The 14,032-nt window shown below is 58.8% G+C and carries 11 protein-coding genes; 10 read left to right on the forward strand and 1 reads right to left on the reverse strand.

Annotated features, from left to right (window positions below; translation table 11 throughout):
• Positions 1–2: 2 nt before the first annotated feature.
• From accD to ppk1, 6 genes are all read left to right on the forward strand, one after another.
• Positions 3–884, forward strand: coding sequence for an acetyl-CoA carboxylase, carboxyltransferase subunit beta (gene accD / locus GE107_RS15395; RefSeq protein WP_219640854.1), 882 nt, complete (start codon positions 3–5; stop codon positions 882–884).
• Positions 874–1,854: an acetyl-CoA carboxylase carboxyltransferase subunit alpha gene (locus GE107_RS15400; RefSeq protein WP_219640855.1), complete on the forward strand. Its 981-nt coding sequence runs from the start codon at positions 874–876 to the stop codon at positions 1,852–1,854. Before accD ends, GE107_RS15400 begins: the two co-directional genes overlap by 11 nt.
• A gap of 121 nt (positions 1,855–1,975) precedes the next feature.
• Entirely contained in the window at positions 1,976–3,730 is a 1,755-nt protein-coding gene (gene pyk, locus GE107_RS15405) for a pyruvate kinase (RefSeq protein WP_219640856.1), read from the forward strand.
• A 112-nt stretch (positions 3,731–3,842) separates the two neighbouring features.
• Positions 3,843–4,322, forward strand: coding sequence for an acyl-CoA thioesterase (locus GE107_RS15410; RefSeq protein WP_219640857.1), 480 nt, complete (start codon positions 3,843–3,845; stop codon positions 4,320–4,322).
• A 13-nt stretch (positions 4,323–4,335) separates the two neighbouring features.
• Entirely contained in the window at positions 4,336–4,740 is a 405-nt protein-coding gene (locus tag GE107_RS15415; protein ID WP_219640858.1) for an FxsA family protein, read from the forward strand.
• Between the two features lie 161 nt (positions 4,741–4,901).
• Entirely contained in the window at positions 4,902–7,058 is a 2,157-nt protein-coding gene (gene ppk1, locus GE107_RS15420; RefSeq protein ID WP_219640859.1) for a polyphosphate kinase 1, read from the forward strand.
• Here the strand turns inward: ppk1 and GE107_RS15425 are convergent.
• Positions 7,015–8,544 (reverse strand): Ppx/GppA phosphatase family protein, encoded by a 1,530-nt coding sequence (locus GE107_RS15425; RefSeq protein WP_219640860.1) that lies wholly within the window; start codon positions 8,542–8,544, stop codon positions 7,015–7,017. The two genes, ppk1 and GE107_RS15425, sit on opposite strands and share 44 nt — an antisense overlap.
• Positions 8,545–8,849: 305 nt before the next feature.
• Between GE107_RS15425 and citZ the strand changes: the two genes are divergently transcribed.
• The 4 genes from citZ to GE107_RS15445 all read left to right on the forward strand — a co-directional run bounded on the left by citZ (position 8,850) and on the right by GE107_RS15445 (position 13,603).
• Positions 8,850–9,965, forward strand: a complete 1,116-nt coding sequence (gene citZ, locus GE107_RS15430; RefSeq protein WP_219640861.1) for a citrate synthase — start codon at positions 8,850–8,852, stop codon at positions 9,963–9,965.
• Positions 9,966–10,262: 297 nt separating this feature from the next.
• Positions 10,263–11,555: an NADP-dependent isocitrate dehydrogenase gene (gene icd / locus GE107_RS15435; protein WP_219640862.1), complete on the forward strand. Its 1,293-nt coding sequence runs from the start codon at positions 10,263–10,265 to the stop codon at positions 11,553–11,555.
• Between the two features lie 697 nt (positions 11,556–12,252).
• Positions 12,253–13,197, forward strand: a complete 945-nt coding sequence (mdh, locus tag GE107_RS15440; RefSeq protein ID WP_219640863.1) for a malate dehydrogenase — start codon at positions 12,253–12,255, stop codon at positions 13,195–13,197.
• A 178-nt stretch (positions 13,198–13,375) separates the two neighbouring features.
• Entirely contained in the window at positions 13,376–13,603 is a 228-nt protein-coding gene (locus GE107_RS15445; RefSeq protein ID WP_219640864.1) for a hypothetical protein, read from the forward strand.
• The last annotated feature ends 429 nt before the right edge of the window (positions 13,604–14,032 follow it).

Genomic DNA, 14,032 nt, shown 5'->3' on the forward strand with positions numbered 1-14,032 from the left:
CTGTGTTCAAGGATTTGTTTCAGAAGAAGAAGTATGCCGTCATCCCTTCCGAACGCGTAAACGCGGAACGTCCCAAGCGCGAAATACCCGAAGGTCTCATGAACAAGTGTCCCAAGTGCGGCACGATTCTGTTCAGCAAAGAGCTGGAGAAGAACCTGAAGGTCTGTTCGACCTGCGGGCACCACTTCCGCCTGAATGCCATGGAGCGTATCGCGATGACGCTCGACGACGGACGTCTTGACGAAATCGACGAAGATTTGATCTCCGAGGATCCGCTGGAGTTTCCGGGTTACGCCAAGAAACTGGAACAGCAGAAGGCGAGCTCCGGCCTGAAGGACGCGATCGTCACCGGAGAAGGGGAGATCGGCGGCTTTCCCGTCGTCATCGGCGTCATGAGCTTCGATTTCTTCAGCGGCAGCATGGGTTCGGTCGTCGGGGAGAAAGTCACCCGCGCGATCGAGCGGGCCACGGAGAAGAAGCTTCCGCTGATCATGTTTTCCACCTCCGGAGGCGCGAGGATGCAGGAGAGCATCCTGAGCCTGATGCAGATGGCCAAAACGAGCGCCGCGCTGGCGCGTTTCCAGGACGAAGGCGGGCTGTTCATTTCCGTCTTCACCGATCCGACGCTCGGCGGAGTTTCCGCCAGCTTCGCGAGCTTGGGAGACTACAACCTGGCCGAGCCCGGGGCGATCGTCGGATTCGCCGGCCGGATCGTCATCGAACAGACGATTCGCCAGAAGCTGCCCGACAATTTCCAGACGGCGGAGTTCAACCTGAAGCACGGGCAGCTGGACAAGGTTGTCCACCGCAAGGAAATGAAGGCGTTTTTAACCAAACTGTTAGACATGCATGCGGGGAAAGGGGAACCGGACGATGGCAGGTGAACTCCCCTTCGAGAAGCCCCTTGCCGAGCTTCGAAAGAAAATCGACGAATTGAAGAAGTTCGGCACGGAGAGAGAGATCGATTTCACGGATGAAATCGCCCGTCTCGAGGCCAGATACGAGGAATTGGAAAAAGAAATCTACGGGAACCTGACGGCCGCTCAGATCATGCATCTGGCACGCCATCACGCGCGCCCCACGACGCTAGACTATATTCCGCTCGTCTTCACGGATTTCATTGAACTGCACGGAGACCGAGTGTTCGCGGACGATCTCGCGATCGTCGGGGGACTGGCCAAGCTGAACGGCGTTCCGGTCACCGTCGTCGGCCACCAGCGCGGGAAAGACACGAAGGACAACATTCAGCGGTTTTTCGGCAGTCCGCACCCGGAGGGCTTCCGCAAGGCGCTGCGCTTCATGCGGCAAGCGAACAAATTCGGCCGCCCCATCATCACGTTCATCGATACGAAGGGCGCCTACCCGGGCGACACCGCCGAAGAGCGAGGGCAATCGGAAGCGATCGCCCGCAATCTTCACGAAATGGCCATGTTCGGCGTCCCGATCATCTGCGTGGTGATCGGCGAAGGGGGCAGCGGCGGCGCGCTCGCGCTCGGCGTCGGCAATCGCGTGCTCATGCTGGAAAACGCGATCTATTCCGTCATTTCGCCGAACGGTGCCGCTTCGATTTTATGGAAAGACGCCTCCAAAGCGGACCAAGCCGCGGAAGCGATGAAAATCACCGCCAAGGATTTGCTCGGTTTCGGCGTTATCGAGGAGATCATCCCCGAGCCGCACGGAGGCGCGCACCGCGATCTCGCCGTCCAGGCGGAAGCGATCAAGGAAGCTCTGTGGCGGCATTTGCTGGAGCTCAAGGCGATGTCGCCGGAACAATTGACTAGCGACCGTTACGAGAAGTTCCGCAAAGTCGGGCGATTCACCGAAGCGCCGAAGGCCGAGAGCGGATCCCTATAGCCATATCCTGCAGCTGCCATGTCGAAGCTTCCCGATTGCCATCTGTACAATTGGCCGGGAATCGTGTATGGTAGTTTTCGGGTTTATGCCACGGATGGATAAAACGGAGGAAAGAGAAACCATGCGCAAAACGAAGATCGTCTGTACCATCGGACCGTCCAGCGAGTCGCTCGAAAACACGAAAAAGCTGATCTTGGCCGGAATGAACGTCGCCCGTTTGAATTTCTCGCACGGCGATTTCGAGGAACACGGCAGGCGGATCAACACGATTCGGCAAGCCAGCCGGGAATTGAACAAAACCGTAGCCATCCTGTTGGATACCAAAGGACCTGAAATCCGGCTCGGCAAGCTGAAGGAAGAGCCAATCGAGCTGGTTCAAGGCGAATACATCACGCTATCGACGCAAGAAATCCTCGGCGACAAGGACCGGATTCCGGTCACTTACGCGGATTTGCCGTCCGACGTCCATGTCGGATCGACGATCCTCATCGATGACGGGCTCATCGGCCTGACCGTCGTGGACATTCAGGGCACGGAAATCAAGTGCCAGATCATCAACAGCGGCCCGATCAAGAGCAAGAAAGGCGTGAACGTCCCCGGCGTCGCCATTTCGATGCCTGGATTGACGGAGAAGGATATCGCAGACATTAAATTCGGCATCGAACAGGGCATCGACTTCATCGCCGCTTCCTTCGTGCGCCGCGCGAGCGACGTGCTGGAAATCCGCGAGCTGCTCGAGCGCCACGAGGCCCGTCATATTCAGATCATTTCCAAAATCGAAAACCAGCAGGGCGTGGACAACCTCGACGAAATCCTGGAGGTGTCCGACGGCCTCATGGTCGCGCGGGGAGACCTGGGCGTGGAAATTCCGGCCGAGGAAGTGCCGCTCGTACAGAAGCGCATGATCGAGAAGTGCAACCGCGCCGGCAAGCCGGTCATCACCGCGACCCAAATGCTCGATTCGATGCAGCGCAACCCGCGCCCGACGCGCGCGGAAGCCTCCGACGTAGCGAACGCCATTTTCGACGGCACCGACGCGATCATGCTGTCCGGCGAGACGGCAGCGGGCAAATATCCGACGGAATCCGTGCAGACGATGTCCCGCATCGCGGAGCGCGCGGAGTCCGCCCTGCAGTACCGCGAAATTTTCAAGAAACAGGCGATCGCGGCCCAGACGTCCGTCACCGAAGCGATCAGCCAGGCCGTCGCCAACTCCGCGCTCGACCTGGACGCCAAAGCGATCGTGACCTCTACGGAAAGCGGTTATACGGCGCGCATGGTTTCCAAATACCGCCCGAAAGCGCCGATCATCGCGGTGACGCCGGTCGAGCAAGTGAAACGCCGCCTGCAGCTCGTGTGGGGCGTTATTCCGGTGAGCGGCAAGCCGGCGGAGACGACGGACGAAATGTTCGACATCGCCGTGAACGGCGCCCTGGAATCCGGGATCGTCAAGCTCGGCGACACGATCGTCATTACGGCAGGCGTGCCGGTCGGACGTTCGGGGACGACCAACCTGATCAAAATCCACAACGTCGGGGAACTGATCGCCCAGGGACAAGGCATCGGCTCGCTTAGCGCGACCGGCAAAGTCGTCATGGCTACTTCCCCCGAGGAAGCAGCCCGCAAAATGACGGCCGGCGCCATCCTGGTCGCTCCTTCGACGGACAAGGAATACATGCCCGCATTCGAGAAAGCGGCCGCCGTCATCACGGAATGCGGAGGCATTACTTGCCATGCGGCCGTGGTCGGCCTCAACCTCGGCATCCCGGTTGTCGTCGGCGTGGAAGACGCCACGAAGCGGCTTCAAGACGGCATGGAAGTGACCGTATACGCGGAGAAAGGCCTGATTTACTCCGGCCAAGCCAAAGTGCTGTAAGCATAAGGGATTCGGTAAGTGACAAGCGACGGCGCGGGCCGTCGCTTTTCCCATCCATCAGGTTTTATCGGTTTCGCTATGCATCTCTGGCTTGTAAGGAGAGGAACTCCCCATGCACACTTGGTATTTGCACGCGCTGCGGGTCCGGTATCAGGAGACGGATCCCATGAAGGTCGTTTATCACGCGAATTACTTGAATTGGTTCGAAATCGGACGCACGGAATGGGTCCGGCACGCGGGCATCAGCTATCGCGACATGGAAGACCGGGGGCTGCTGCTGCCCGTCACCCACTTGGAAGCTTCGTTCGAGCAGCCCGCGCGGTATGACGACTGGGTGACGGTCTGTACCCGCGCGGCCGAGATGTCCGCGCTGCGCGTTCGCTTCCAGACCAGGATCGTGATGGGCGATCTGGCCGCTTCCCACGGTCCGTCGCTCATGGCGGAGGAGCCGCCCGGCGGGGTACTCGTGGCGGGCAGCACCCGGCACGTATGGGTGAATGCCGCCTGGAAGCCCGTGCGGCTGGACCGGGAAGCCCCGGAGCTCTATCGGAAACTGAAAGCGTTGGCCGATATGCCGGATTCGGCCCAATAAGGAGGTCCGCGCCATGTACCGATGGCTTCTCGCCTTGATGATCATCGTACCCGCCGCGGAATTGTGGGGCATTATCCAAGTAGGGCATTGGATCGGGGGCTGGCAGACGTTCGGGCTGCTCCTGCTTACCGGCTTCGGAGGCGCGTGGCTGGCCCGGTCGGAAGGCCGCAAAGTATGGCTGGACGCCCAGAGGCAGCTGCAGTCCGGGCAAATGCCGGGCCGGGCTTTGCTGGACGGCTTGTGCGTGCTGGTCGGCGGCCTGCTGCTCATGATGCCCGGTTTCTTCACCGATCTCGTCGGCGTGACGTTATTGCTTCCGATCACGCGTCCTCTCTACCGCCTTCTCTTATACGGATGGCTGGAACGCAAAATCCGTTCCGGCTCCTTGTCGATCCGCCGCGGACCGCGCCGTTGGTGAGTCGCCGTACCGATGAGCTTGACTGCCGTTTATCACGGGGCCATTTTACATTCCGTTAACGAAACGAATACGTCCCATTTACATTCAGTAAACATAATAGAAGGATGGAAATCCGCCCCACGAGCGCGGCGGAGGGAGAAGCAGATTAGGGGAGACAGAGGATGAAGAGGGCTTTGTACCGTTCGGCTTCCAGGCACGGGAAGAAGTACATCAACCGGGATTTGAGCTGGATCGAATTCAATCGCCGCGTGCTGGAGGAGGCGGAAGATCCCTCGACCCCGCTCTTGGAGCGTTTGCAATTCCTGTCGATCACGGCCAGCAACCTCGACGAATTCATGGGCGTGCGCGTGGCCGGCTTGAAGGATCAACGCAAAGCGGGCCTTAACAAAACCGATTTTACCGGTTACACGCCCCAGGGACTGATCAAACGCATCATGAAACGGACGGAGCGTTTCGTCCGGGACCAGTACCGCACTTATCGGGAGCTCATGCGGCTGCTCAGCCGGGAAGGCGTGTCCATCGTCTCTTGGGACGAACTCTCTCCCACGCAGGGCGAAGCGCTCAAGACCTATTTTCAAGACATCGTTTACCCCGTCCTCACGCCGATGGCCGTAGACGTAAGCCGTCCGTTCCCTCTCGTTCACAGCCGGGAGGTCTATTTGGCCGTCGTGCTGAGGCCGCTCGTCCCCGATCCCAAGAACGAAGACCGAACTTATTGCGCGATCGTGCAGGTGCCTTCGATCCTGCCCCGGGCGGTTCTTGTTCCCGGGCGGCGCAACAGCCGCAAGCAATCGTATTTGCTGCTTGAGGATCTGATCAAACGGCACATCGGCCTCCTGTTCAGCGGGTATGCCACCGAAGCCGTCCACGCGTTCCGCGTAACGCGGAATTCCGATCTGACGCTGAACGAGGAAGAAGCCGAGGATCTCCTGCAGGAGCTCGAGAAGGAGCTTCGCAGGCGCCGCCGGGGGTTTCCCGTCCGCCTGGAAATCGAGAAGGGGATGCATCTGGACGCGCTGGAGCTGCTGAAGGACGAACTGGAGCTGGACGACGATCCGTACGAGATCGAAGGGCCGCTCGATTTGTCGTTCCTGTCCAAATTCGCCGGTTCGCTCGCCGGCTTCGATCATTTGCGCTACCCGAAAGCGGAGCCGGTTTATCCCGCGGAGTTCGACGACGAGGACGACATTCTGGCCGTCATCCGCGATCGCGACGTGCTCGTGTACCATCCTTACGAATCGTTCGAAGTCGTGAACGATTTTCTGATCGATGCCGCTGCGGATCCGGACGTGCTGGCGATCAAAATGACGCTGTACCGGGTGGACGCGCATTCCGTGCTCGTTCAGGCGTTAGTGAAAGCCGCGGAGTCTGGCAAGCAGGTGACCGTCGTCGTGGAGCTGAAAGCGCGGTTCGACGAGGAGCGCAACATCGCCTGGGCGCGGGTGCTGGAGAGGGCTGGCTGCCATGTCGTGTACGGGCTCGCAGGGCTGAAAACCCACGCGAAAGTCACGCTGGTCGTCCGCAGGGAAGACGGAACCTTGCGGCGGTACGTCCACGTCGGCACCGGCAATTACAACGAAAGCACGGCCAAGTTCTATACCGACGCGGGATTGTTCACTTGCCATCCCGATATCGGAGCGGACGCGTCGGCATTGTTCAACGAGATGACGGGGTATTCCACGCCTCACGACTGGAGAGCGTTCGCCGTGGCTCCGGACGCGCTTAAGCCGAAGTTGTTCGATCTCATTGACAGGGAGATCGAATATGCCCGGGCGGGACAGCCGGCGCGCATTACCGCGAAGATGAACTCGCTGTCCAACCAAGCCATGATCGACAAGCTGTACGAGGCCTCGCAGGCCGGCGTGACGATCGAGCTCATTGTCCGCGGCGTCTGCTGCCTGCGTCCGGGAGTTCCGGGCCTCAGCGAGAATATCCGGATCATCAGCATCGTCGACCGTTTCCTGGAGCATTCGCGCATCCTCTCGGTGGCGGCCGGAGGGGAAGAGGAAGTGTACATCACCAGCGCCGACTGGATGACGCGGAACCTGACGCGCCGGGTGGAGGTCATGTGCCCGGTTTACGACCGCAGTCTGCGCGCGATGCTGCTCAACTTGCTGAGGATCAATCTGAGCGATAACGTCAAAGCGCGGGAATTGAAGCCGGGAGGCGGCTATGAGCGGGTGAAGGGCGAGCTCGCGCCGCTCCGCAGCCAGTTTGAGCTCGCGGATATTCCGCTGTGGAAAACGGTTGGAGAGTATTTGTACGGAACGACGGTTAACGAACGTGAAGCACGGGGGTCAACCCCCAAATCTTCTTGAAATCCTTGGCGAGCGAGTCGACCTCCATCCGTTCCATCGACAGGGAATGCTGCGCCTCCGCGGTCAGGACGAGTTTGCCCCGGCCCGCTTCGGCATGCAGGTTCCGGATGGATTGCGACTCGCTTCGGTCAAGCGCCGCCGCGAGCTGAAGGATAGAGCCGAGCCTGGCGATCGAGTCAAAGTCCTCGTCTTCCAGCATCGAACGGTAGGGATTCAGATTCCGCTTTAAGGCGTTCAGGCCCCGGAAGGAAGCAATCCCGGCCGTCAGCAGGATTTCCCGGTGCGGCAGGCCGTACAAGTGCGTATGCATCAGCATGTAGAACGTATGGTCCGCGCAGTCGTTGAGATCGATCGCCGCCCCGATCTTGTACAGCCGCGCAGCCGCATCCAGCCAGACCTTGGCCCGACCGGGCAAGGTCTGGTCTTCGTTGAGGCGGTCCAGAACGGCGCACGCAAGCGCGCGGACCTGCTCCAGATGCTCCTGCGGCGCGGTGGGATACAGAGCGGTCAAGTTGCGAATGCTTTCTTCCAGTACCGGATTTTCCCTGTTTTCCTCCACCTTCGGGAGGCTTGTCTCAAAGAACAGACCGTCGCGGATGCCGGTTCCGCAAACGGCAAGCCGAGTGGAGCCCGTGTGCCGCATCACCGCCTTGAGAATGGCGAGTCCGGGAACGATGACGTCGGCGCGGTCCTTCGACAGTCCCGGGAGCTTGCGCCGCGCGGCAACGGTCATGCCGGCAAGCTTATCCAAAGCGGAGGAGAGCTCCGCGTCCGATTGTTCGAAACCGTGCACCTGGGGGAACGGATAATCCGTCTCCCGCTGCCGGAATTTCGCGAACGCCCGGGCGGTGCCGCCGAGTCCGATCAGCGGAAGCCCGGGATGGGAGGAAAGCCACTTTTTGGACGCCAGCAGCCGGTTCACGTCCCGCTCGATGCCCTCCAACGCGGAGGCGGGCACCGGTTCGTCTTCCAAACCGTACAGGCTGGACATGTTCACGGAGCCGACCGGAAACGAAACGGCGCCTTCCTTCTTGCGGCCGCGCAGCAGCGTGATTTCCGTGCTTCCGCCGCCGATGTCGACGACATAGCCGTCCGCCACGCCCAGCGTTCGGAGCATCGCTTGGCTGCCGTAATGCGCTTCTTCTTCCCCGGTGAGCACTTCGATGCGCAGACCGGTCGTCTCATGCAATCTCCGGATGACGTCCTCGCGGTTGCTTGCTGCGCGGACGGCCGCGGTGGCGACGGCCCGAATCCGCTGCGTTCCGTGCATCCTGCAGATGCGAAGATAATGATGGAGCACTTCGGTCAGCTCGGCCACGGCTTCGTCCGGAAGCCGTCCGTCCGGCAACAGCCTCCGGCTGAGGCGTGCGGCCCACCGGCCTTGGTCCACGATCCGCCGAGCTCCGCCCGCGGACAAACGGAACACGGCGAGCCGCACCGTATTGGAGCCGATATCGATAATTCCGGTCGTTTGAGTCGAATCCAAAAGGACACCTCCGAACGGGATGGATAAACAGTATAAGGCCTATTGTATCATTGCCGCGGGTTCGGGTAAAAGAACCTTTATGGTGCCGATAAAACATTTTGATGCGGCGTTCGGTTTCTTTCGATCCGAAAATCGTTTATCATGGAAAAAGGACTGAAAACATAGGAATATTTGCGTTTTGCGCGGTTTTTCGGAGTCTGGCGTCGTCTGGGCTCCCGCGCGGGCGGGAATCCTCCCCCGATCCGGCGGTTCCAACGATCTTTCCGCCGGCTTCGGCATTAACCGGATAAAGGAGAGAGATAACCATGACGGCTACCAAAGGTTTGGAAGGCATCGTCGCCGCTTCCTCGTCGATCAGCTCCATCATCGACGGCGTGCTGACGTATCGCGGCATCAACATCGACGAATTGGCGGAAAAGGCGTCCTTCGAAGAGGTCGCTTATTTGCTCTGGCACGGCAAACTCCCCACGAAAGCGGAATTGGACGGTTTGATTGCCCAACTGGGCGATTATGCGGCCATTCCGTCCGAGGTCATCTCCGGCATTCGCTTGTTCCCGAAAGGAAGCAACTCCATGGCGGCGCTCCGCTCGGCCGTCTCCAGCCTTGCCTTGTACGACAAAGAAGCGGACAACATGAACCGGGACGCGAATTTTCTCAAGGCGGTCAAGCTGCAAGCGCAGCTGCCGACGATCGTGGCCGCTTACGCCCGCATCCGCGAAGGCAAAGAGCCGGTCGCGCCGAAGAAAGGCGTCGGCATCGCGCACAATTTCCTCTACATGTTGACGGGGGAAGAGCCGGCCGATGTTGCCGTGCAAGCGATGGACAAGGCACTCGTGCTTCATGCGGACCATGAGCTGAACGCTTCCACCTTCGCCGCCCGCGTCACGGTGGCGACGCTGTCGGACATTTATTCCGGCGTCACCTCCGCGATCGGCGCCCTCAAGGGACCGCTGCACGGCGGCGCCAACGAAGCGGTCATGATCATGCTCGACGAAATCGGTTCTCCGGCGAACGTCGAATCTTACATCCAGAACAAGCTGAACAATAAAGAGAAAATCATGGGCTTCGGCCATCGGGTATACCGGAACGGCGACCCGCGGGCCAAACATCTGCAGGCGATGTCCCGTCAGCTCGGCGAGCTGAAGGGCAACATGACCCTGTACAATATGTCCGTGCAAATCGAAGAGCTCGTCACCGGGCAGAAGGGACTGAAGCCGAACGTCGACTTCTACTCCGCTTCGTGCTACACGATGCTCGGCATTCCGCGCGACCTGTTCACGCCGATTTTCGCGATCAGCCGGGTGTCCGGCTGGACGGCCCATATTCTCGAGCAATACGACGACAACCGGCTGATCCGTCCCCGCGCGGAGTACGTCGGTCCGGTCGACCAGCACTACGTGCCGATTTCCCAGAGGGGTTAATTCCAAGGCGCTCGTACCGGCGGTCCGACTTCTGTCACTTCCGGCAGAGGCGCGGAACGCCGGTTTCTTGGTGAATCCGTAAGTACTCGATCTACGAGTACCGATCCGATTCCCTTCGAATCGAACGTCTATCCGTCCAAGTAATAACGATTTCGTCGTCCCACTGTCAACAGAGAAAGTCGTTTTTAACGAGATCATATCAGAAATTTATAGGCGTGGAACTTATAAATCCTGAATGATCGATAAGGGACGGCGCAGCCATTGTCCTTACGAAAAATCGAATGGAGGCATTTTCGCATGAAACTTGAAAAATTCGCTGCACCCGCATCCGGACAACCCATTACGGTGACGAACGGCGTTCTGAACGTCCCGAACAATCCGATCATCCCCTTCATAGAAGGCGACGGCACCGGCCGCGACATCTGGCGCGCATCGCAGCGCGTTCTGGACGCGGCTGTCGAGAAAGCTTACAAAGGCGAGAAGAAAATCGCCTGGTACGAAGTGTTCGCCGGGGAGAAAGCGTTCAATACTTACGGCGAGTGGCTTCCGGCCGACACGCTGACCGCGATCCGCGAGTACATCATCGCCATCAAGGGACCGCTCACCACGCCGATCGGCGGCGGCATCCGCTCCCTGAACGTGGCGCTCCGCCAGGAGCTTGACCTGTACGTCTGCCTGCGTCCCGTACGTTATTTCCAAGGCGTGCCTTCCCCGGTCAAACGTCCCGAGCTCGTCGACATGGTTATTTTCCGCGAGAACACGGAAGACATCTACGCCGGCATCGAGTACCAAGCGGAGTCGGCCGACGCGAAGAAAGTGATCGAGTTCCTGCAGAAGGAAATGGGCGTCAAGAAGATCCGTTTCCCGGAAACGTCCGGCATCGGCATCAAGCCGGTTTCCTCCGACGGCTCGAAACGCCTCGTCCGCGCGGCGATCGAATACGCGGTCAAGCACAAGCGCAAATCCGTCACCATCGTGCATAAAGGCAACATCATGAAGTTCACGGAAGGCGCGTTCAAAAACTGGGGCTACGAAGTGGCCGAAACCGAGTTCGCGGACCAAACCTTCACCTGGGGACAATACGACAAAATCAAGGCCGAGCAAGGCGAAGAAGCGGCGAACGCGGCCCAGAAGGCTGCCCTGGACGCCGGCAAAATCCTCGTGAAGGACGCCATCGCCGACATCGCATTGCAGCAAGTGCTGACGCGTCCGACCGACTTCGACGTCATCGCGACGTTGAACCTGAACGGCGACTACCTGTCCGACGCCTTGGCCGCTCAAGTCGGCGGCATCGGCATCGCGCCGGGCGCCAACATCAACTACGTGACCGGGCATGCCATTTTCGAAGCGACCCACGGCACGGCTCCGAAATACGCGGACAAAGACGTCGTGAACCCGGGCTCCGTCATCCTGTCCGGCGTCATGATGTTCGAGCATCTGGGCTGGCTGGAAGCGGCGGATCTGATCTACAAAGGGATGGAAACGTCCATCAACAACAAAACGGTGACCTACGACTTCGCCCGCTTGATGGAAGGCGCCACCGAGGTCAAATGCTCTGCGTTCGCGGATCAAATTATCAATAACATGTAAGGGATTCGCCCACCTCCTAAGGGATTCGCCCACCCCCTAAGGGATTCGCCCACCCCCTAAGTCCCCCTCCCGCCTGGGAGGGGGATTCCGAGGCGCTCCGCCCTCTGGACACCCGGACTGAAAGACTCGACGTTCGGGAGACGAAGAAGGAGCTGAGGGGGTGCGGTGAGGTTTGGGAGTGCGTAGGTTTGGGACGTCAACGGTTGCCGCTTCGCTTAACCTTGTTGACGTGAAGAACGTATATCGTCAACGGTTGCCGCTTCGCTTAACCTTGCTGACGTGAAGAACGTATATCGTCAACGGTTGCCGCTTCGCTTAACCTTGCTGACGTGAAGAACATTGTACCGTCAACGGTTGCCGCTTCGCTAACCTTGTCGACGTGAAGAACGTATATCGTCAACGGTTGCCGCTTCGCTTAACCTTGTTGACGTGAAGAACGTATATCGTCAACGGTTGCCGCTTCGCTTAACCTTGTTGACGTGAAGAACGTATATCGTCAACGGTTACCGCTTCGCTTAACCTTGTTGACGTAAATCGCATAGACAGTCAACGGATTACTGCTGCGCATAACCTTGTTGACGAACGAATCAGGTGCCCCGTCAACGGTTATCGCTTCGCTTAACCTTGCTGACGGGGATTACTTGTATTAGATGCTGGCAATAATATTGCGGTTACATTCAAGGAGGGAAATCAAGAAATGGCCATTAAGCGTGCGAAGATTACGGTAATCGGGGCAGGGTTCACGGGAGCTACGACGGCGCTCATGCTGGCGCAGAAGGAGCTGGGGGATGTCGTTCTGCTCGATATCCCGCAGTTGGAGAACCCGACGAAAGGCAAGGCGCTCGACATGCTCGAGTCCACGCCGGTCCAAGGAGTTGACGCCCGAATCGTCGGCACGTCGAATTACGCGGATTCCGCGAATTCCGACGTCGTCATCATCACGGCGGGGATCGCGCGCAAGCCCGGCATGAGCCGCGACGATCTCGTCAATACGAACGCGGGGATCGTCAAATCCGTCTGCGAGCAAGTGAAGGCGACGAGCCCGAATGCTTACGTCATCATCCTGTCCAACCCGGTCGACGCGATGACATACGTGGCCTACAAGGCGCTTGGTTTCCCGAAAAACCGCGTCATCGGCCAATCCGGCGTGCTCGACACGGCGCGTTACAACACGTTCCTGGCCGAAGCCCTGAACGTATCGGTTGAAGACGTGCGCGGGGTCGTGCTCGGCGGCCACGGCGACGACATGGTACCGCTCGTCCGCTATACGACGATTGGAGGTATCCCGGTCGAGAAGCTGCTCCCCAAGGAGCGGATTGACGCCATTGTTCAGCGTACCCGCGTAGGAGGCGGAGAGATCGTCAATCTGCTCGGCAACGGCAGCGCCTACTATGCGCCGGCGGCATCGCTCGTTCAGATGACGGAAGCGATCCTGAAGGACAAGAAGCGCATCCTTCCGGTCATTGCGCTGCTGCAAGGCGAATACGGCTATGATAACCTGTTCATGGGCGTGCTGGCCGTACTCGGCGGCGACGGCATCGAGAAAATCATCGAAATCGATTTGACCGCGGAAGAGAAAGCGGCGCTGGAGAAGTCCGCACAATCCGTCCGCAACGTCATCAAAATCGTCGAGAACGCCTGATCGCACCTGGATCGTTAAAGCGTTCCGGTTCCCCTCAACGCTCCGGCTCCGATCGAATCGCGGGCCGGAGCGTTTTTTTGGCGTATATTGGGGATTGCGAGGACAAGCATCCAATCAATTCACGGGGTTGTCCCGTATATTGCATTGCTTCCCATTTTTCAACAGAGGTGATGCTACCGTGTCAGATTGTCAATGTCCGCAATGCCAGCAGCAGACGGTCGTCGACCCGCCCCAATACGTGTATCAAGATTACTACCACCCTCAACCGGTAACCGTCGTCCACCCGATCCAAGTCATCCGCCGGCATCATTGCGTTCCCTGCCCCCAGCATGTCTACGCGTATGGGGAACAAGACGTATGGTGCTCAAGCGTCGAGAATCGGCGCAAGCGTTCGTCCCGCAAATAATTCGGAAGCGTGCGCCTATCCTTAAGCCTTGGCCCTATAGCCAGGGCTTATTTTCTTTTTAAGACTCTTTTATCGTTCTGCCGGGGGACACAGCCCAAGCGGAGGCGCGGGAGGCATGCCCTGCGATCTTATAATGACCCACACCGCCAAAACCGCCAAAACAAAACCACCGCAATCGGCAACAACTTCCGCCAATTTTCCTGTCTTCAAATCTTCGGGAAAAAGCGTAAGAGCGATAATACTTTTATTTTCACCGACAGAGGCAATATTCCAATGATTAAGAACCAAAATGCAATTAATGCAGGTCAAGTCCAATATTGTGTGTAAAATCCCCGGCGGGTTGTCTAACGGATAGATACAACCTTGCTGGTTTGTTTTTCCTTAGCTCTCTTTTGTTCGTAGTAGTCGTTCATTTCAATGTACTTCTTC

It is taken from the genome of Cohnella sp. CFH 77786, from assembly GCF_019400745.1.
Lineage (GTDB): Bacteria > Bacillota > Bacilli > Paenibacillales > Paenibacillaceae > Cohnella.

What these genes read in the sequence shown, in the direction of transcription:
- GE107_RS15400 (WP_219640855.1), top strand. Translation starts at nt 874, where the DNA reads ATGGCAGGTGAACTCCCCTTCGAGAAGCCCCTTGCCGAGCTTCGAAAG.
- pyk (WP_219640856.1), top strand. Translation starts at nt 1,976, where the DNA reads ATGCGCAAAACGAAGATCGTCTGTACCATCGGACCGTCCAGCGAGTCG.
- GE107_RS15410 (WP_219640857.1), top strand. Translation starts at nt 3,843, where the DNA reads ATGCACACTTGGTATTTGCACGCGCTGCGGGTCCGGTATCAGGAGACG.
- GE107_RS15415 (WP_219640858.1), top strand. Translation starts at nt 4,336, where the DNA reads ATGTACCGATGGCTTCTCGCCTTGATGATCATCGTACCCGCCGCGGAA.
- ppk1 (WP_219640859.1), top strand. Translation starts at nt 4,902, where the DNA reads ATGAAGAGGGCTTTGTACCGTTCGGCTTCCAGGCACGGGAAGAAGTAC.
- citZ (WP_219640861.1), top strand. Translation starts at nt 8,850, where the DNA reads ATGACGGCTACCAAAGGTTTGGAAGGCATCGTCGCCGCTTCCTCGTCG.
- icd (WP_219640862.1), top strand. Translation starts at nt 10,263, where the DNA reads ATGAAACTTGAAAAATTCGCTGCACCCGCATCCGGACAACCCATTACG.
- mdh (WP_219640863.1), top strand. Translation starts at nt 12,253, where the DNA reads ATGGCCATTAAGCGTGCGAAGATTACGGTAATCGGGGCAGGGTTCACG.